Below are 18,634 nucleotides of genomic sequence, written 5' to 3'. Positions count from 1 at the left end.
TTTACGAGATGGAAGTCATTCTGCTCGATAAAATTGGTAAGCTGGGTAGCCTGGGTGACAAAGTCACCGTTAAGCCCGGTTACGGTCGTAACTACTTAGTGCCTTACGGCTTAGCCGTTCCGGCCACTAAAGAAAACATTGCCGCTTTCGAAGCCCAGCGTGCTGAGCTTGAAGCCCAAGCTGCAGAGCGTAAGGCGGAAGCCGAAGCGCGCGCTGAGCAGCTCAACGACATCGAGCTGTCGCTGGTGTCTAAATCCGGTGATGAAGGCAAACTGTTTGGCTCAATCGGTCCGCGCGATTTGGCAGACGCTATCTCCTCTGCCGGTATCGAAGTGGCGAAGAGCGAAGTACGCATGCCAGAAGGCCCGATTCGTCAAACTGGCGAATATGACATCGCTCTCCACCTGCACGCTGAAGTGGATGCTGTTGTTCGTGTAGTCGTCGTCGCAGAGTAATTCTGCACGCCGTACACGGTTTGAAAGGCGCGGGAAATCCCCGCGCCTTTTGCTGTTTATAGTGACCCAATTTCCGCCTCGATAGATAGGCGTCCCGAATGGGGTACAATATCGTGTTATTACGGCTGGTTTTCACCCCTGCTTTATTGCGCTGAGCTAAGGAGTTCGTTATGCAGGACATCGCTGATCAAGAAACGGCAGCGCTGAAACTGCCTCCGCACTCCCTAGAGGCAGAGCAGTCGGTGTTAGGCGGGCTAATGCTCGATAACCAGGCCTGGGACAACATTTCTGACCGTTTGGTCGCCGACGATTTTTATCGTTACGAACACCGCTTGGTGTTCAATGTGATGAATCATTTAGCCGAAGCGGGTCAGCCGCTGGACGTGGTGACGCTTTCAGAGGCGCTGGAGGGGCGTGACCAGCTTGATACCGTCGGCGGTTTAGCCTTTCTCGCGGAGCTTGCGCGCAATACACCTTCGGCCAGCAACATCCGCGCTTATGCTGATATTGTTCGTGAACGGGCGACACTGCGAAAGCTGATTCGGGCGGCGAATCAAATTGCGGAAGGGGCATTCGCGCCGCAAGGGCGCCCAGCGGATGAGCTTCTGAACGAAGCAGAACGCCTGGTCTTCCAAATTGCCGAAGAGCGGCCGAAAACCGGTGGCCCCATCGGTATGAGTGACCTTTTGACCAAAGCGGTTGATCGTATCGACGAGCTTTTCAACCTCAAAGGCGAGATGACCGGCCTATCTTCTGGATTCCGCGATCTGGATGAGATGACATCAGGTTTGCAGCCCTCCGATATGGTGATCATTGCCGGAAGGCCCTCGATGGGCAAGACCACGTTCGCTATGAACGTGGTTGAGCATGCGGTGATTTCAAGTGATAAGCCGGTTATGGTGTTCTCCATGGAGATGCCGGCTGAATCCTTGATGCTTAGGATGCTTTCCTCGCTCGGGCGAATTGATCAAACCCGCGTGCGCACCGGTCAGCTAGAAGATGAGGATTGGCCGCGCCTGACCTCAGCGGTGAATTTGCTCAAAGATAAACAGCTCTTCATCGATGATACCGCCGCACTATCGCCCAACGAGATGCGCTCGCGGATTCGTCGGGTGGTGCGTGAGCAAGGCAATATGGCCTTGATCATGATCGACTACCTGCAGCTCATGCAAATCCCCGGCTTCTCGGAAAACCGCACCGGTGAAATTTCTGAAATTTCACGCTCACTCAAAGGGTTGGCCAAAGAGTTCAACTGCCCAGTGGTCGCGCTTTCGCAGCTGAACCGCTCGCTTGAGCAGCGTCCTAATAAACGCCCGGTGATGTCGGATCTACGCGAATCCGGCGCGATTGAGCAGGATGCTGACGTAATTGCTTTTGTGTATCGCGACGAGGTGTATAACCCGGATAACCCAGATAACCAGGGATTGGCGGAGTTGATTATCGGTAAACAGCGTAACGGGCCGATTGGAACGGTTCACATGGCGTTTATCGGTAAATATACGCGTTTTGAAGATTTGGCGCCGGATAGCTATGGTGAAGCATTTGGCGACTAACTTGAGCCTTGGCGGCGAGCCCGTATAATGCGCAGCCTTTTACACGTATTTGTGCATTTCATCATACGATAGGGGATTAGCGATGGCAGGTGGTTTTAAACGCGGTAATCGACAGCGCGTACCTAAGCTTCAAGGGCGGGGTGAGCTTCAGGAGCTGGAGAGAGAAGGGCCGTTTAAAGAATGGCTGGGGATGCCAGATCTCTACCGCTACTATCTTACTGTCGACGGTGAGAAATACAGCTATCAGACCGAAGACCCGGAAGTGCCGGTGGCTATTGGTGACAAGGTGGTCTTTCGCTATAAAGAAACCAAAGCAGGGAATTGGATTGACCGCAATTCCCTGGGCAAAGCCATCGATCCTTCCGAGTATCAGTAAGCAAAAGGATGTGATGTAATCTGCGTAACGGCTTCATAGCTGTGTGAGAATGAACAAGCGAGGAACTCTCCTATATTGCGATCGTCATATGGCTGACATATAAAAGCCATTGGAATGTCATTGGGTGGCGTCATGCTGATCTTTATTCGTAAAGGCATTCACCGACAAACCCAACGACACGACGTAAATAAAAAAAGTTAATAACAGGAGGGAGCCATGGAGCTTAAAGCACTTAAGGCTTTTGTTGAAAAGCACGATAATTTTGAAATTCGTGTCATTACTCACGCAGGAAGCCGTTTTTATCAAGCCGAGCTAGAGGACGTGGAAGGCGAGCGCTATATGCTATCCCAACGGGGTAAGCCGATGCTCTTTCGCTCGCTTGAAGACGTTTACAATGAGCTCAAGCGCGCCGGTATCCGTCGTGCGTATTTGGTACAGCATGTGCCCCACGACGAGGTAATCGGCCGTGACGCTCACTACAGCGAGCCATTGACATCGCGCATGCCACTGGTTTTTTAACATTCGCTCTTTTAACGTCTGTTCTTTAAGCGCCTATCTCGCTCGCGATTGGCGTTTTTCCCACCATTGCCCCAGTCTTACCCGCCGGCGAGCAAAAAAGCGGTAACTAGCGTCCATCACGGCGCTAACAATGGGCAAGCAAGAAATCCACACCAGCCGCCGGTAGCCCAGGACTGCATAGAGGGCCCGGCTGGCATCCATACCGATGTACCACCTTCCTTGGTTATCCAGCACGTGCAGTTTGCCCATCATGGCATCAAAGTGGGTATCGTAATCGTCTGCACAAAAATGCTTATCTTGAATATCCACTAACTTAACGCGCTCGCGGTGGTGATGTTTGCCGAGCCAGTTGACCTCAACGCGGCAGAAGGGGCAATGGCCGTCGTGAAACAGCGTCACCGGTGCCTTGGCATTTAGCATGCGAAAACGGCTCATGATGTTGCCTCTGGGTTGGGTCGGGTTTTGCCATCGTAACCGTCGGTGTGAATGGCATCGCCGTAGCCGGGTGCGGTGTCGAGTTTGGCGAGAAACGCTTGGGCTTGCTGGCGCATGGCGTCGCGTTTTTCCGTTTTCATCCTGGCGAGCGAGCCGTAAATCAGCTTCATGCGTGGATTTTGGCTCAGCTTGTTCTCATGTGTTTCCAGAAAGTGCCAGTATAAGCTGTTTAATGGGCAGGCCTTGGCCCCGGTGACTTGTTTCGGCGAGTAGCGGCAGTGCTGGCAATGATCTGACATCTTGTCGATATATTTACCCGACGCGCAATAGGGTTTGGAGCCCATCAAGCCGCCGTCAGCATGGAGGACCATGCCGAGTGTATTGGGCAGTTCGACCCACTCGCAGGCATCGGCGTAGACGGCGAGATACCAATCGCACAGTGCTTCTGGCTTCACACCACACAGCAGGGCAAAGTTGCCGGTCACCATCAGGCGTTGAATATGGTGGGCGTAGCTGTTGTCAATTGTCATCTCAATCGCGCGCTGTAAGCAGCGCATATCGGTGTTGCCATCCCAGTAGAAAGCCGGCAAATCGCGGGTAAAGCCCAACCGGTTTTCGCGCTTATAATTTGGCATTTGTGTCCAGTACAAGCCGCGTACGTACTCTCGCCAGCCGAGAATCTGCCGAATAAAACCTTCTACCGCGTTAATCGGCGCTGACCCTGTGTAATAGCAGGTCTCGGCAGCCTTGCACACTTCGCGCGGTGAGAGCAGGCCTATGTTCATCGCGACGGCTAAACGCGAGTGAAACAGAAAGGGATCGGTATCGCTGATGGCATCCTGATAGCGGCCGAAATCGGGCAGGCAGTGATCTAAAAAATGACGCATATCCACGAGTGCCTGGCGCCGCGTGACCGGCCAGTTGAATGTTTCGAGCGTGCCCATATGGTGTCCAAAATGTTGCTGAGCCACGGCCAGCGCTTCACGGGTTAGCGCATCCTGTTGGTGTTGCGGTGGGCGAGGGGACTCAAACGTCTCGGGAAGTGGCTCGCGGTTGTCGTGATCGAAGTTCCACTGTCCGCCAGCGGGTTCGCCATGTTCCATCAAAAGCCCGCTGCGTTTACGCTGCTCGCGATAAAAATACTCGAGCCGCAGCTGCTTGCGCCCTTTGGCCCACTGAGCAAAATCCTCTGGCGTGGTGAAAAAACGATCATCTTCAAATAGTTGCCAAGGTAAAGCGGTATCCTGGCGGTTTTGCATAGCTTGCCAAAGCCGCCATTCGCCGGGTCTTACCGCTTGAATATGATTGCAGTCGTAAGCACTTGCTAACCGCTCAGCCTCGCTGATTAGGGTATGCGTGTTGTCGGGGTCGTCCAACGCGCTGTAGTGAACGGTGAAACCCTTGTCGCGCAGCGTTTGGGCAAAATGCCGCATTGCCGCCAAAAAAACACCGATTTTGTGAATATGGTGAGGGACGTAATGCGCTTCACTTGCTACTTCACACAGGGCAACGACGGCGTTTTCCGGTGCCTGGCGCAACGTCGGCAGTGAAAGCGTCAGCTGATCTCCCAACAGGATAATAAGCGGCTTGGACATAAGTTTGCCTATAGTTATACAAATTGTGCTGATAGTATAACTTCATGCCGCCTATTTGCGAAAAATGTTACGATGACATCACAAGTTACGTGTTTGGCCACGTGGCGCGTTTGCGAGAGGAGATTTGCATGACCACAGATGTTGCGATGGATCAGCCGGGAGAAGGCCGCTTGGTCAACGCCCCAAGTGACCACCCCCCCATCCCGCGAGCAAAAGTGGGGGTTGTGCTGGCGAATTTAGGGACACCGGATAATACCGACTACTGGTCAATGCGCCGCTATCTCAATGAGTTTCTTTCCGACAAGCGCGTCGTCGATTATGCCAATTGGAAGTGGCAGCCGCTTTTACAGCTAATTATTTTGACTAAGCGCCCGTTTTCTTCCGGCGAGGCCTATAAAAGCATTTGGAACACAGAAAAAGACGAAAGCCCGCTGTTGACTATCACCCGCGCACAGACGGAAAAAATGACCGAACGTCTCAAAGCGCTTTATGGCGATGATGTCGAAGTCGATTTCTGTATGCGCTATGGCAATCCATCGACGGAAAGTGTGCTCACGCGCATGAAAGAGAAGGGCTGCGAGCGTATTGTCTTCTTCCCGCTCTATCCGCAGTACGGTTCGCCCACGACCGCCACGGCTAATGATCAGGCTTTCCGCACGCTGATGAAAATGAAGTGGCAGCCTTATATCCGCACGGTACCGGCTTACTATGAGCACCCCGCTTACACTCAGGCGCTGGCGAACTCGGTACAGGAGGCGTATGACAGTTTAGACGGGCGGCCGAGCAAACTCGTCGCCAGTTATCATGGTGTACCGGAGCGCTATTTGCTCGAAGGCGACCCCTACCACTGCCAGTGCCAGAAAACCACGCGCCTTCTGCGTGAGAAGCTTGGATTTAGCAAAGAAGAGGTCGATACCGCGTTTCAGTCGCAGTTCGGGCCCGAGAAGTGGGTGGGGCCGCAGACGGTGAACCACGTCGCTGAGCTGGCCAAACAAGGCCATAAGCATATCGCGGTATTGTCACCGGCGTTCTCCTCGGACTGTGTGGAAACCTTGGAAGAAATCCAGGAAGAGATCCATGACAGCTTCATGGAAGCCGGCGGTGAAACCTTCACCTACATTCCCTGCTTGAACGACCGTGATGATCATATCGAAGCGCTGACGCAAGTGGTTAACAATGAGCTGCGAGGCTGGCTTGGCTAATTCGCACGATACAAAACGTATGGCACTTAACGGCGAGCATCATGGCTCGCCGTTTGCCTTTCTGCTATGCCTATAATTCATTACCACTTTTTGGTACAACAGCTTAGCTCTATAGATGAGTGCGACAAACGCTATAGATTAGGACAACAAACAAAGTGGGTGCGCCGTGTTTTTCTGCCTTGACGAGGATGACGACTCGGCTTTCAGATAAGGCCTAAGGCGTTAGTTTACAGGTGGGTTAACTCGTACGCAGCCCATAAGGAGAGTCCCTTGATTCAACTGGCCGTGTTGCTGGGATTTGTGCTGGCGGCGGCGTCACCGCTTCTGCACCGCTGGTGTGGGGATCGAACGAGCTCAGTGCTGGCCCTGTTTCCAGCGCTTTTAGCGGTCTGGTTGCTCTTGCAAGCGCCAACGGTCGTGGCCGATGGCGCTATGCTGCTGGAGTGGGCCTGGGTGCCATCGCTGAGTATCAGCCTGTCGTTTTTGCTCGACGGGTTATCGCTGCTGTTTGGCCTCTTGATTACCGGCATCGGCGCATGCGTACTGGTGTATGCCGGTGAGTACTTGAAAGGCCACCCGGATTTGCCGCGCTTTCACATCGCGTTGATGGCCTTTATGGCGTCAATGCTGGGGCTGGTGATGGCCGATGGGTTATTGACGCTGTTCGTGTTTTGGGAACTCACTAGCATTACCTCCTACCTCTTGATTGGCTTCAACCATAGCGATGTCGAGGCGAGAAAGTCAGCACGGCAAGGGCTCTTTGTGACCGTTGGTGGTGGGCTGGCGCTGATGGCAGGGTTAACGCTTTTAGGGGTGGTATCTGGCAGCTGGTCGCTTCACGAGATTGGTGAATTAGATATCGATCTGCGTGAACACGCCCTGTACACGCCCATGCTGATTTGTCTGCTTCTTGGCGCTTTTACCAAATCGGCGCAGTTCCCGTTTCACTTCTGGCTGCCCAATGCCATGGCGGCGCCAACGCCTGTATCGGCGTACCTTCACTCGGCGACCATGGTGAAAGCCGGGATTTATCTCTTGGCGCGGCTGCAGCCGGAATTAGGCGGCACAGAGCTTTGGGTCAACACGCTAACGTTGGTGGGTGGCGTGACCATGTTTACCGGTGCCTTTATGGCAATTCAGTTTACCAACATCAAAAAGCTGTTGGCTTACTCCACCATCATGGCGCTGGGCACGCTGACGCTGCTACTCGGCATTGGTACCCAGGGCGCGATAGTGGCGTTTGTGGGTTTTTTGCTCGCCCACTCGTTGTATAAAGGCGCGCTCTTTATGGTGGCGGGGATTTTGGATCACGAAACCGGCACCAAAGACGTGACGGTGATGGGCGGTTTGCGCCCGTTGATGCCAATCACGGCGGGGGTAGCACTGCTTGCCGCGTTGTCTTTGGCCGGTGTGCCGCCGCTACTGGGCTTTATTGGCAAAGAGTTGATGTTTGAATCCGTGCTTGGTGCGAGTCGCTTTCGTGGGTTTTTGATAGTGCTGGCCTTTGCTGCAGCGTTTCTGATGATTGCCGTGGCGGCCGTCGTCGCGTTACGCCCGTTTTATGGCAAGCGCCACCAGACCCCGCGCGTACCGCATGAGGCGCCGCTTGCCATGCTGATAGGGCCGGCGCTGCTTGCGGGGCTGTCGCTAATATTGGGCGTGGCGCCCTCGCTTCTAACGGGGCTGGTCTCCTCCACGGTATCCGCGGTTGTAGGCGAGCCAGTTGAGGCATATTTGTCGCTCTGGCATGGGGTGAATTTGCCCCTTGTGATGTCGGTGGTGAGCCTGGGCTTGGGCTACTGGCTATTCAGGCACTGGGATCGTGTGCGCGGTAAGTTATTGTTGCTGGCGCCGATTATGCGAAATGGTCCGGAAGCCGGCTATGAGGCCATCATGGCAGCGTTTGTGCGCTTTTCTGAGTGGCAAACGCGGCTGCTGCAAAATGGCTACATGCGCAATTATATTCTCGTCATGCTGCTGACGCTGATTGGATTGGTGGGCACGTCGCTTCTGGTGCGCCATTCCCCGATTATTGCGTTTGAGTTTGATGTGCGCTTTCACGAAGCGGTGGTGGTCGGCACGATGGCCATGGGGGCGCTGTTTGCTGCGATTGCGCGTTCTCGCTTGGGGGCAGTGGTCTCCGTCGGCGCGATGGGCTTTTCGATTGCGATGATTTTTATCCTCTTTAGCGCGCCCGATTTAGGCATTACCCAACTGCTGGTGGAAACGCTCACCGTGATTCTGTTGGTGTTGGTTCTCTTCCGCTTACCGCGGTTCTCCAACCTGTCGACCAGCCTTGAGCGAATTCGCGATGGGTTGGTGGCAGCCACCGTGGGGATATTGATTTGTCTGTTGATTCTCACGGCGTGGAGTATCCAACAGTTTGAGCCGATTTCAGGCTACATGGTGGAAAACAGCGTCCCGTTGGGACACGGGCTGAATATCGTCAACGTCATTTTAGTTGACTACCGGGCGCTGGATACCCTGGGTGAGATGTTCGTGCTCGCGCTTGCCGCGATTGGTGTCATCGCCATGTTAAAACTTCGCCACGACGCATCACCTCCATCAGTCACTGAAGGCAAAAAAACGGCGGCCAAGGAGCCTTACGATGGTTAAGTCAGGCACGCTTATTCTCAATACGGCGGCGCGTTTTCTCATGCCGCTGCAGCTTTTATTCTCGGTGTTTTTGCTTTTACGCGGCCACGATGAACCAGGTGGTGGCTTCATTGCCGGGTTGGTCGCGGCCGGTGCGTTTACACTTTATCTTTTTGCGTTTGGGGTGACGGCCACCAAAGAAGTACTGCGTATGGTCGACCCGCGCGATTTGATCGGCGTTGGGCTGCTACTGGGGATGATATCGGTGTTTCCGGCGTGGTTTCTCGATCAGCCTTTTTTAACTGCGCAGTGGTGGACGATTCCGGTGATCGATTTTAAAGCCTCCACCCCGCTGATATTCGATATTGGTGTCTATTTGGCGGTGCTAGGTTCCGTGACGGGGATGGTAATGACGCTCATGGAGGTAGATAAAGATGAGCCATAAACCACAGGCCAAAATACGCGCAGCAAAACGGGGAGGCTGCCTATGGAGCCGTTAATGGCGATTGGGATAGGGCTTTTATACGCCACCGCTATCTTTCTCATGCTGCGGCGCTCAATTGTGAAACTGGTCATCGGTTTGATGCTGCTCTCAAATGCCGCCAATCTGTTGATTTTTACTACCGCAGGGATGACCCGAGGCGCGCCACCGCTGATTCCCAAGGGGATGACCGCCCCGATAGGGGAGGTAGCCGACCCTCTCCCGCAAGCCGTCGTTCTTACCGCGATTGTGATTGCCTTCGGGGTGCTGGCGTTTGCGGTGGTGCTGATTCGGCGAGCCTATGAAATCGTTAAGGCCGATGATTTGGATAAGATGAAGGATACCGACACGTGAGGCCTGAAGTCGCTCTCCCTATTCTACTTCCTTTGCTTTCCGGGGCCATTTCACTGCTCTTTTGGCGCTCGCGTCCGATGCAGCGTTTTATTGCGGTCAGCGGCAATATCGGGCTGCTCGTGGTGAGTGTGTGGCTATTTATCGCGACGCTCTCAGATGACTACATTACGATGCAGATGGGCGGATGGCCGGCACCGTTTGGGATCACGCTTATCGCCGATATGCTCAGCGCCGTCATGGTACTGATGACGGCGATTATCGGGTTGGCGATTGGTATTTACTCGCTCGCTACGACCGGGCGAGGGCACGAGAAGTTTGGCTACTATCCGCTGATGCACTTGTTGTTGGCCGGTGTGGCTGGTGGCTTTTTGACTGGGGATATTTTTAACCTCTACGTGTGGTTTGAGGTGATGCTGGTCTCTTCATTTGCGCTTTTGATCCTCGGTGGCGAGCGCCCGCAGATGGAAGGGGCGATCAAATACGTCACCCTGAATCTGCTCGCCTCAGTGATTTTCCTCACCGCTATTGGCCTCACGTACGGCACCGTCGGCACGCTGAACATGGCAGATATTGCGCTGCGTTTCGATGAAGTCGAGCATCAGGGCATGCTGGAAGTGCTCGCCGTGATGTACATGATTGCCTTTGGCATCAAGGCGGCCGCGTTCCCGCTGTTTTTCTGGTTACCCGCCTCTTACCACACCCCGCCGGTGGCGGTGTCGGCGCTATTCGCCGGGCTTTTAACCAAAGTGGGTGTCTATGCCTTGTTTCGTGTCTTTACGTTGCTGTTCGATCAGTCCATGGGTTATGTACAAACGATCTTGCTGTGGGGGGCTGGTTTTACCATGGTGACCGGCGTGCTAGGGGCGGCGGCACAGTATGAGTTTCGGCGTATTTTGTCGTTTCATATCGTCAGCCAGATTGGCTACATGATCTTGGGGCTGGCGCTTTATACGCCGCTTGCGATCGCCGGTGGCGTGTTTGCCGTGGTGCACAACATCGTGGTTAAGACTAACCTATTCTTAATTAGCGGTATCACCCATCGGCTGCAAGGTACCTATCAGCTGAAAAAGATGGGCGGGCTTTATCGCGAGCGCCCTTGGCTTGCCGTCGCCTTTTTTATCTCAGCGTTTTCGCTGGCAGGCATTCCACCGCTGTCGGGGTTTTTTGCCAAGTTCGTTATTGTGCGTGCGGGTATCGAAGCCGGCGCCTATGTCATCACGGCCGTTGCTCTGGGGGTCAGCCTGATAACGCTCTACTCGATGGTTAAAATTTGGAACGAAGTCTTTTGGAAATCGTTACCCGATGACAATGAGGTGCCCGAAGAAACCACGCCCGCTGGCGACGACGGTCGCTTGGTTAAGCCAAGCCTATGGATGATGTACCTCCCGGTCGTGATTTTGGCACTGTTTTCGCTTCTCATCGGTGTGTTTGCAGAGCCCGTTATGCAGGTGATGAACCACATTGGTGAGCAGTTATTTCATCCGGCGGGCTACATTGAAGCCGTTTTGGGTGAAGTGGCGCAATCTGCCGCTGGGGAGGCAAGCCCATGACCGGTGCCATCTGGAATTTACTGCTGGGGCTCGCTTGGGTGTTGCTGAGCGGGGACTTTTCTGGCCTGAACCTGCTCGTCGGCATGGTGTTTGGCTATATCACGCTGGTACTGATTGAGCCGCACCTGGATTCGCTTAAAGGCTACCCGGCGCGCGTACCGCGTATGCTGGGGTTTCTTGGCTTCTTCATTAAAGAACTGGCTCAAGCGAACTTACGCGTTGCGTTCGATATTATTACCCCGCCTTGGCATATGCAGCCGGGGGTTATTGCCATGCCGCTGGCCGCGCGAACAGAAATGGAAATTACCCTAGTGGCCAACTTGATCTCGCTGACGCCGGGGACGCTGAGCCTGGATGTTTCTGATGACCGTAAAGTGCTGTATATCCATGCCATGTTTCTCGACGATGAAGAAGAGCTACGGCGCAACCTAAAAGAGATGGAGCACCGGGCCTTGGAGCTATTTCGCTAATGGATCACGTCATACTCATCAGCCAAGTGATCATGAGCTTGGCGCTTATCTTGGTGTTCGTCCGCATTGTGCGCGGCCCAAGTCTCCCTGATCGTGTGGTGGCACTGGAGCTTTTTTCCACCACCATTGTCGGTCTGGTGGCGGTTTATACGATCAAAACAGGTGTGGCGAGCTTTCTTGATGCGGCGATTGTGATTGCCCTGATGGGCTTTCTCGCTTCCATTGGCTTTGCGCGCTTTCTGGAACGAGGAGGGCCGCGGGATGATTGATTTTATCAAGGGTACGTTGATCATCGTTGGCGCGCTATTGATGCTGCTCGCTGCTGTCGGTTTGCTGCGCCTGCCCGATCTGCTCACGCGTATGCACGCGACCACAAAAGCGGCCGCTCTGGGCGTGATTTTGATGATGCTGGCGGTGGCCATGCACTTTGCCGAAGTGAGCGTGGCGGCCCGCGCGTTTGCCATCATCGTCTTCATTATTTTAACCGCGCCGGTTGCCGCGCATGTGATTGGTCGCGCCGGTTACTTTGTGGGCTCTAAACTCTGGAGCGGGACGGTAAAAGATGAGCTGCGCCCCAACTACGACCCACTAACGCACGAGCTTAAAAGCGGTATGGAGACACAGGAAAACGCCAAGCGCCAACCGCGTGATGCGGATCCAGACTAACCGCTCTTATTTGCCAACGCGGGCTTACCAACATGAACGATAAAAAAGCGGGATGCTAAATGCATCCCGCTTTATATTTTTTATGTTTGACTGGCGCGGTTGGTTGACGTGAGCACTAAAGCGATAGGACTTTCTCGATGGCCCGTTCGAGTGCATCTACGCTGCGCTTAGTGTGGTGCAGCTTATCGAGGCCGAAAAGCCCAATGCGGAAGGTTTGAAAATTATCGCCTTCGTCGCACATTAGCGGCACCCCGCCTGCTACTTGAACGCCTGCTTGGGCGAGTTTGCCCACCACGCCGCTGTCGTCGGTGTAGCACACCACCACACCGGGCGCTGCAAAGCCTTCCGCTGCAACGCTTTTAAATCCGTGGCGCTGGAGCATGGCCCTGACGTCATGGCCAATCGCTTTCTGTTCGTCTTTCACCTTGGTAAAACCGTAGTCGCGTGTTTCTTGCATGATATCGCGAAGGCGGCGCAGGCTATCCGTGGGCATGGTGGCGTGGTAAGCGTGACCGCCGTTTTCGTAGGCCTGCATAATGCTGTGCCATTTGCCTAAATCGCAGGCAAAGCTGTTGCTCTGGGTGTCTTTTAGACGCTCGGTGGCACGTTCAGAGAGCATCACCATGGCGCAGCAGGGCGAACCGCTCCAGCCTTTCTGCGGCGCGCTGACAACCACGTCGACGCCAAGCGCCTGCATATCCACCCACAGCGTGCCGGCGGCAATCGCATCAAGCACGAACAGGCCGCCCACGTCACGGGTCGCCTGGGCAACGGTGCGGATATAGTCGTCCGGCAGAAGCAGCCCGGCCGAGGTCTCCACCTGCGGAGCAAACACCACGGCGGGCTTTTCTTTACGAATACGCGCGGCGACATCGTCGGCGGGCACCGGCGCGAAGGGGGAGTGCGGATCGCTGGGGTCGAGTCGCCGTGCCTTTAACACTGTGTGCTGGTCGGTTAAACGGCCCATCTCAATGATTTGCGTCCAGCGGTAGCTAAACCACCCGTTGCGAATCACCAGCGTTTTTTGATCGGTGGCAAACTGGCGCGCGACCGCTTCCATGCCGAAAGTGCCGCTGCCGGGGACAATCACGGCGGAATGGGCGTTGTAGACCTCTTTCAGCGTGGCGGAAATATCTCGCATCACGCCTTGAAACTGCTGCGACATGTGGTTGAGTGAGCGGTCAGTATAAACAACGGAATACTCGAGTAAGCCGTCGGGGTCGACGTTGGGCAGCAGGCCAGCCATGGCGTTCTCCTAATGGGTGGTTAAATGCGCTAGACGCGCGTTTTTATCATAATCAAAAAACGTAACGTAGGAATACGAACAATAGGGCACCAAGGCCAAAGGGGGATAAATATTTCTATTTGCGCCGTGCTGGAACGAAGAACCCCCGAATCAAAGCGTGGCATGATTCGGGGGTGTACTCACCGGAAAACGGTTTAGTTCGTTAGCATTTTGTAGAGTTCGTCTTTTAGCGCAAGACGCTCTTTCTTTTTCTCCTCAAGCGTAGGATCGGAGACAGGCATTTCTTCCTTTTCGAGACGTTCAATGTCCTTAGTGACGGTATCGTAGCGTTCAAACTGTTTATGAAAATGAGCATCCTGAGTTTTCAATACGTGTATCCGTTCTTTCAACTCGGGGAACTCGTGGGCTAGATCGTGGTGCTCGATATTCATGTGCGTGCTCCTGATGTGGCATTAAATTGAGCCTAATAAAGTCTTTATAAAGAAAAGCGTAACCGGCCTGGCAGCCGCTCTGCAACGAAACCAAGCGGCTTTTTGCGTTCAGCGCGGCGGCAATTGCTCGGGTCCGAACGCATCGGGCAGCAGCGTTTCCATGGTGTAGGTTTTCAGCACTTCGCCTTCGCGAGAAAGCACCAGGATCTGCGTATTGGGCGTGGAAAACTCACGAATGCGCTGACGGCAATCGCCGCAAGGCGTGCAGAGGTGATCGCCAGGGCCTATGACGTAGACGGTCGCCAGCTGGCGCTGCCCGGCGGTTACCATGGCGGAAATGGCCGAGGCTTCGGCGCACAGGCCTTTGTAGTGCGCCACTTCCACGTTAGCGCCCGCAAACTGCTGGCCATCTGGGGTCACCATCACTGATGCCACCGGATGGTTCGAGTAGGGCGCATAGGCGTTAGCCCGCGCGCTTAACAGCTTTTGAACGATCTCTTCCGATACCTGATCCATCATTATTCCTTTTGGCAACGTTAACGCCTAGGCGCGGGCAGCGTCGTCGCGTAACACGGTATCCAATGCAATCAGCATCATATCGTCGAAAGTGGTTTGACGATCGGCGCTGGAGAGCGAGTCGCCTTTCAAAATATGATCCGACACGGTGCAGATGGTCATGGCGCGGGCGCCAAACTCAGCGGCGACCCCGTAAAGACCGGCGGCTTCCATCTCAACGCCGACAATGCCGTAGCGCTTGAGCATTTCGGCCATCTCGGTTTGCGGGTTGTAGAACAAGTCGGCTGAGAAGATGTTGCCCGCTTTGACCGGCACGCCCTTGGCCTTGGCGGCAGCCACCGCGTGCTGAGTCAGTTCAAAATCAGCAATCGCGGCGAAGTCGTGGTCGTTAAAGCGCATGCGATTGACCTTGGAGTCGGTGCTGGCGCCCATGCCGATCACCACATCGCGGACATTGACGTCGTCGCGCACCGCACCACAGGAACCTACGCGAATCAGCGACTTAACGCCGTAGTCGGTAATCAGCTCCTTGGCGTAGATAGAAACCGACGGAATGCCCATGCCGTGGCCCATCACGGAAATTTCGCGGCCTTTGTAAGTGCCGGTGTAGCCGAACATGTTGCGCACGTCGTTGACCTGGCGAACGTTTTCCAGGTAAGTGTCGACGATGTACTGGGCGCGCAGCGGGTCGCCGGGCATCAGCACGGTATCGGCAAAGTCGCCTTGGGCAGCGTTAATGTGCGGGGTTGCCATCAAGGGTCTCCTTTAAGAGGCGTTGGGCAAAAAGCTGTCGCCGTCGGCCATGGCCTCGAGCGCGAAAAAGTCTGCAAGCGTCTGGCCGATATCGGCAAAGGTGCCGCGTTCGCCCATGGGGCCTGGGGCAAAGCCAGCGCCGCGCACCATGACCGGCACGTATTCGCGGGTATGCTCGGTGCCTTCCCAACTGGGGTCGCAGCCGTGGTCGGCGGTGAGCAATAGCAGATCGTCGTCGCTGAGCGCGGCGAAAAGCTCGGGCAGGCGGGCGTCAAAATGCTCAAGCGCCGCGGCATAGCCTGGCACGTCGCGGCGGTGACCGTAAACCGAGTCAAAATCGACAAAGTTGGTCATGATCATGGTCGCGCGGTCGCTGGTTTCCCCGGCGGTGCGCTCGACCTCAGAAAGCGTCGCGTCCATTAGCGCATCGTGGCCGCTGGCCTTGACCTTGTGGGTAATCCCGCAGTGGGCGTAGATATCGGCAATTTTGCCGATCGACACCACTTCGCCGCCGGCCTCGGCGAGCTTTTGCAGCACCGTGGGCGTGGGCGGCTCGACGCTGTAGTCGCGACGGTTGCCGGTACGTGCAAAGTCGTCGCGGTCATTGCCGACAAAGGGGCGGGCGATCACCCGGCCAATGTTGTAAGGCTCGAGCAGCCCGCGCACGGTTTCGCACAGTTTATAGAGCCGTTCGAGGCCGAAGTATTCTTCGTGGGCGGCAATCTGGAACACGGAATCCGCCGAGGTGTAGACAATCGGCTTGCCCGTTTCGACGTGCTCTTCGCCCAGGCGGGCGATGATCTCTGTGCCGGAGGCGTGGCAGTTGCCGATCACGCCGGGCAGGTTGGCCGCATCGACAATCTTGTCGAGCAGCTCTGCCGGGAAGCTATCTGTTTTATCGAGAAAATAACCCCAGTCAAAGCGCACCGGCACGCCGGCAATTTCCCAGTGGCCCGACGGCGTATCCTTGCCGCTGGAAATCTCTTTGGCGTGGGCGTAGGCGCCGTTCAGTGTTTGAGGAAGGGTCACGCCTTCGGCCACGCTTCCCGTGGCATCGCGGTGAGCGTGAAACAAGCCCAGCGCGGCCATGTTGGGCAGCCTCAGCGCGCCTGAGCGTTCGGCGTTATCGGCCTCGCCGCGCGCGCAGGCAGCGGCGATGTGGCCCAGGGTGTCAGCCCCCTGGTCGCCGAATTTGTCGGCGTCCGGCGCGCTGCCGATACCGAAGGAATCGAGGACCACGACGATGGCACGGCGCATTAGGCCTCTCCTCGGAAGGTGTCTTGTAGCAGCGTATCGGCGGTGGCGGGCTGTTCACCCAGCGTGACCGCTGCACGGAGCTGATCGGCAGCGCGGGCGGCGGCGTCTTCGCTGCGCGCGTGCACCATGGCCAGTGGGCGCTGGCTATCGACACGCTCACCGATTTCGGCGATGTCGCTAAACCCAACGCTATGGTCGACGCTGGCGTCGTTGCGCAGGCGGCCACCGCCTAGCTCCACGACGCTCATGCCTACGGCGCGGGTATCGATGCGCTGCACGATGCCACTTTGCTCTGGGTAGACCGCTTGGATGACCGGGGCGGTGGCTAAATAGCTATCCGAGCGCTCCATAAAGTCGGCAGGGCCGCCGAGTTCGTGCACCATGCGGGCGAAAACTTCGGCCGCGGCACCCGATGTCATCGCTTTATCCAGTTGGGCAAGGGCGTCTTCGCGAGAACCTGCCAGCTTGCCCGCCATCAGCATTTCCACCGCGAGCTCGCGCGTGACCTGCATAACGCGGCTGTTGGATCGTTCACCGCGTAACAGTGCCAGGGTCTCGACGATCTCCACCGCGTTACCGGCGCAGGGCGCCAGCGGCTGGCTCATATCGGTGAGCAGGGCGGTAGTGGGCGTGCCGGCTTGGGTCGCCACGTTGGCAATACTCTTGGCCAGTTCGCGGGATTTTTCCGGCGTCGGCATGAAAGCACCGCTACCCACTTTGACGTCCATCACCAGGGCGTCCAGGCCGGAGGCCAGCTTTTTACCCAAAATCGAGGCGGTAATCAGCGGAATGGATTCCACCGTGGCGGTGACGTCGCGTACTCCGTAGATGCGCTTATCCGCCGGGGCAAGGTTGCCGGTCTGGCCGATAATCGCCACGCCGGTGGATTTGACGATTTTGCTAAAGCGTTCCGGCGCGGGGTAGGGGTTGTAGCCGGGGATCGACTCGAGTTTATCCAGCGTGCCGCCGGTGTGCCCTAGGCCACGACCGGAAATCATCGGCACGAAGGCGCCGCAGGCGGCGACCCAGGGGCCGAGAACCAGCGAGACAAGATCGCCTACGCCGCCTGTGGAATGCTTGTCGATGATCGGCCCCGGCAGGTTGAGCGAATCCCACTGCATCACATGGCCGGAATCGCGTGTTGCCGTGGTCAGCGCGACGACTTCTTCGCGGCTCATGCCGTTTAAAAACACCGCCATGGTGAAGGCGCCAATTTGCGCATCGCTGATGCGCTCATCGGCAATGCCCTGCACAAACGCCTTGATCTCTTCTAACGGCAGCGGCTCGCCGTCGCGCTTCAGGCGAATCAGCTCCTGGGGGAGCAGGGCATGGTGAGAAGCGTTTGACGCCATTAGTACCCTCCTTGCTCGGCGACGGAGGCGTTGCCGGTCAATGTTGCTATCACATCGGCTAAAAGGCTCGACGCGCCGAAACGGAAGTGCTTAGGCGTAACCCACTGGGCGCCCATGATCTCGGTGGCCAGGGCAAGGTAGCCAGCGGCCTCTTCAACCGTTTTGACGCCGCCAGCGGCTTTAAAGCCGACGTCTTTGCCGCTGTCTTTGATGGCTTTAAGCATAATCTCAGCAGCGTCGAGCGTGGCGTTGACCTCGACCTTGCCCGTGGAGGTTTTGATGAAGTCGGCGCCGCCCTCGATGGCGATTTCGCTGGCGCGTTTGATCAGCGCCGGCTCTTTGAGTTCGCCCGTCTCAAGAATGACTTTTAATAGCGCCTGGCCGCCGCATGCGGCGTGGCACATTTCCACCAGCTCAAGGCCGGTATCTTCGTCGCCCGCCATGAGCGTGCGGTAGGGAAATACCACGTCGACTTCATCGGCTCCTGAGGCGACGGCTTCACGGGTGGCGCGGGCGGCCGCCATGATGTCATCGTCGCCGTCGGGGAAGTTGGTGACGCTGGCGATTTTGACCTCACCGCTAAGCTTGTGGGCGATAAGCGCGCGGCGTGCCGTCACGATAAATTGCGGGTAGATACATACCGCTGCGGGGTGACCGAAGGGCGTTTTGGCCTGTTTGCACAGTGACTCAATGGTAGCGTCGGTATCGTCAGCGTTAAGGCTGGTTAAGTCCATCAGCAAAAGCGCCTGACGCGCGGCTTGGGTGAGGTTAATCGAAGCAGTCATGGGCATCTCTTGGGTTAAAAAATTAATAGTAAACGTTAGCTTG

21 protein-coding genes are annotated in these 18,634 nt (G+C 56.0%); 12 read left to right on the top strand and 9 right to left on the bottom strand.

Annotation, left to right across the window (positions count from 1 at the left end; all coding sequences use genetic code 11):
* Window positions 1–8: 8 nt before the first annotated feature.
* The 4 genes from rplI to HZS81_RS01930 all read left to right on the top strand — a co-directional run bounded on the left by rplI (window position 9) and on the right by HZS81_RS01930 (window position 2,903).
* A complete protein-coding gene (gene rplI, locus HZS81_RS01945; protein WP_179928853.1) occupies window positions 9–455 on the top strand; it encodes a 50S ribosomal protein L9 in 447 nt (148 codons plus the stop codon).
* Between the two features lie 170 nt (window positions 456–625).
* Window positions 626–2,008 (top strand): replicative DNA helicase, encoded by a 1,383-nt coding sequence (gene dnaB, locus HZS81_RS01940; RefSeq protein WP_179928852.1) that lies wholly within the window; start codon window positions 626–628, stop codon window positions 2,006–2,008.
* A gap of 82 nt (window positions 2,009–2,090) precedes the next feature.
* Window positions 2,091–2,384, top strand: coding sequence for a hypothetical protein (locus tag HZS81_RS01935; protein ID WP_179928851.1), 294 nt, complete (start codon window positions 2,091–2,093; stop codon window positions 2,382–2,384).
* A gap of 216 nt (window positions 2,385–2,600) precedes the next feature.
* Window positions 2,601–2,903 carry a DUF6482 family protein gene (locus HZS81_RS01930; RefSeq protein ID WP_179928850.1) on the top strand — a complete coding sequence of 101 codons (303 nt, stop codon included), beginning with the start codon at window positions 2,601–2,603 and terminating at the stop codon, window positions 2,901–2,903.
* Between the two features lie 33 nt (window positions 2,904–2,936).
* Here HZS81_RS01930 and HZS81_RS01925 read toward each other — a convergent pair whose 3' ends face one another.
* Window positions 2,937–3,338: a thiol-disulfide oxidoreductase DCC family protein gene (locus HZS81_RS01925; RefSeq protein ID WP_179928849.1), complete on the bottom strand. Its 402-nt coding sequence runs from the start codon at window positions 3,336–3,338 to the stop codon at window positions 2,937–2,939.
* Window positions 3,335–4,933 carry a cryptochrome/photolyase family protein gene (locus tag HZS81_RS01920; protein WP_179928848.1) on the bottom strand — a complete coding sequence of 533 codons (1,599 nt, stop codon included), beginning with the start codon at window positions 4,931–4,933 and terminating at the stop codon, window positions 3,335–3,337. Before HZS81_RS01920 ends, HZS81_RS01925 begins: the two co-directional genes overlap by 4 nt.
* A gap of 128 nt (window positions 4,934–5,061) precedes the next feature.
* Here HZS81_RS01920 and hemH point away from each other — a divergent pair, with 128 nt between their 5' ends.
* The 8 genes from hemH (at window position 5,062) to mnhG (ending at window position 12,251) form a co-directional block, all read left to right on the top strand.
* Entirely contained in the window at window positions 5,062–6,135 is a 1,074-nt protein-coding gene (gene hemH, locus HZS81_RS01915; protein WP_179928847.1) for a ferrochelatase, read from the top strand.
* A gap of 273 nt (window positions 6,136–6,408) precedes the next feature.
* Entirely contained in the window at window positions 6,409–8,751 is a 2,343-nt protein-coding gene (locus HZS81_RS01910; RefSeq protein ID WP_179929029.1) for a putative monovalent cation/H+ antiporter subunit A, read from the top strand.
* Window positions 8,744–9,175, top strand: a complete 432-nt coding sequence (locus HZS81_RS01905) for a Na+/H+ antiporter subunit B (protein WP_179928846.1) — start codon at window positions 8,744–8,746, stop codon at window positions 9,173–9,175. The genes HZS81_RS01910 and HZS81_RS01905 overlap by 8 nt, the downstream gene beginning before the upstream one ends.
* A 42-nt stretch (window positions 9,176–9,217) precedes the next feature.
* A complete protein-coding gene (locus tag HZS81_RS01900) occupies window positions 9,218–9,565 on the top strand; it encodes a Na+/H+ antiporter subunit C (protein WP_179928845.1) in 348 nt (115 codons plus the stop codon).
* Entirely contained in the window at window positions 9,562–11,115 is a 1,554-nt protein-coding gene (locus HZS81_RS01895) for a Na+/H+ antiporter subunit D (RefSeq protein WP_179928844.1), read from the top strand. Before HZS81_RS01900 ends, HZS81_RS01895 begins: the two co-directional genes overlap by 4 nt.
* Window positions 11,112–11,585 carry a Na+/H+ antiporter subunit E gene (locus HZS81_RS01890; protein ID WP_179928843.1) on the top strand — a complete coding sequence of 158 codons (474 nt, stop codon included), beginning with the start codon at window positions 11,112–11,114 and terminating at the stop codon, window positions 11,583–11,585. Before HZS81_RS01895 ends, HZS81_RS01890 begins: the two co-directional genes overlap by 4 nt.
* Window positions 11,585–11,854 (top strand): MrpF/PhaF family protein, encoded by a 270-nt coding sequence (locus HZS81_RS01885; RefSeq protein ID WP_179928842.1) that lies wholly within the window; start codon window positions 11,585–11,587, stop codon window positions 11,852–11,854. Before HZS81_RS01890 ends, HZS81_RS01885 begins: the two co-directional genes overlap by 1 nt.
* Window positions 11,847–12,251, top strand: coding sequence for a monovalent cation/H(+) antiporter subunit G (gene mnhG / locus HZS81_RS01880; protein WP_179928841.1), 405 nt, complete (start codon window positions 11,847–11,849; stop codon window positions 12,249–12,251). Before HZS81_RS01885 ends, mnhG begins: the two co-directional genes overlap by 8 nt.
* A gap of 115 nt (window positions 12,252–12,366) precedes the next feature.
* Here mnhG and HZS81_RS01875 read toward each other — a convergent pair whose 3' ends face one another.
* The 7 genes from HZS81_RS01875 to deoC all read right to left on the bottom strand — a co-directional run bounded on the left by HZS81_RS01875 (window position 12,367) and on the right by deoC (window position 18,597).
* A complete protein-coding gene (locus HZS81_RS01875) occupies window positions 12,367–13,497 on the bottom strand; it encodes an aminotransferase class V-fold PLP-dependent enzyme (RefSeq protein ID WP_179928840.1) in 1,131 nt (376 codons plus the stop codon).
* A 194-nt stretch (window positions 13,498–13,691) separates the two neighbouring features.
* Window positions 13,692–13,928 carry an HP1242/YdcH family protein gene (locus tag HZS81_RS01870; protein WP_179928839.1) on the bottom strand — a complete coding sequence of 79 codons (237 nt, stop codon included), beginning with the start codon at window positions 13,926–13,928 and terminating at the stop codon, window positions 13,692–13,694.
* 108 nt (window positions 13,929–14,036) lie between these two features.
* Window positions 14,037–14,444, bottom strand: coding sequence for a cytidine deaminase (gene cdd, locus HZS81_RS01865; RefSeq protein ID WP_179929028.1), 408 nt, complete (start codon window positions 14,442–14,444; stop codon window positions 14,037–14,039).
* A gap of 27 nt (window positions 14,445–14,471) precedes the next feature.
* Window positions 14,472–15,197 carry a purine-nucleoside phosphorylase gene (gene deoD / locus HZS81_RS01860; protein WP_179928838.1) on the bottom strand — a complete coding sequence of 242 codons (726 nt, stop codon included), beginning with the start codon at window positions 15,195–15,197 and terminating at the stop codon, window positions 14,472–14,474.
* Between the two features lie 12 nt (window positions 15,198–15,209).
* Window positions 15,210–16,454: a phosphopentomutase gene (locus tag HZS81_RS01855; RefSeq protein WP_179928837.1), complete on the bottom strand. Its 1,245-nt coding sequence runs from the start codon at window positions 16,452–16,454 to the stop codon at window positions 15,210–15,212.
* Window positions 16,454–17,806, bottom strand: coding sequence for a thymidine phosphorylase (deoA, locus tag HZS81_RS01850; RefSeq protein WP_179928836.1), 1,353 nt, complete (start codon window positions 17,804–17,806; stop codon window positions 16,454–16,456). Before deoA ends, HZS81_RS01855 begins: the two co-directional genes overlap by 1 nt.
* On the bottom strand, window positions 17,806–18,597 hold the full coding sequence (gene deoC / locus HZS81_RS01845) for a deoxyribose-phosphate aldolase (protein ID WP_179928835.1): 792 nt from the start codon (window positions 18,595–18,597) through the stop codon (window positions 17,806–17,808). The genes deoA and deoC overlap by 1 nt, the downstream gene beginning before the upstream one ends.
* Window positions 18,598–18,634: the final 37 nt, after the last annotated feature.

Source organism: Vreelandella salicampi (assembly GCF_013415105.1).
In the GTDB taxonomy this organism is placed as follows: Bacteria; Pseudomonadota; Gammaproteobacteria; order Pseudomonadales; family Halomonadaceae; genus Vreelandella; species Vreelandella salicampi.
The sequence above is the reverse complement of the archived record's forward strand: the minus strand, read 5'-3'. Positions and strand labels throughout refer to the sequence as shown.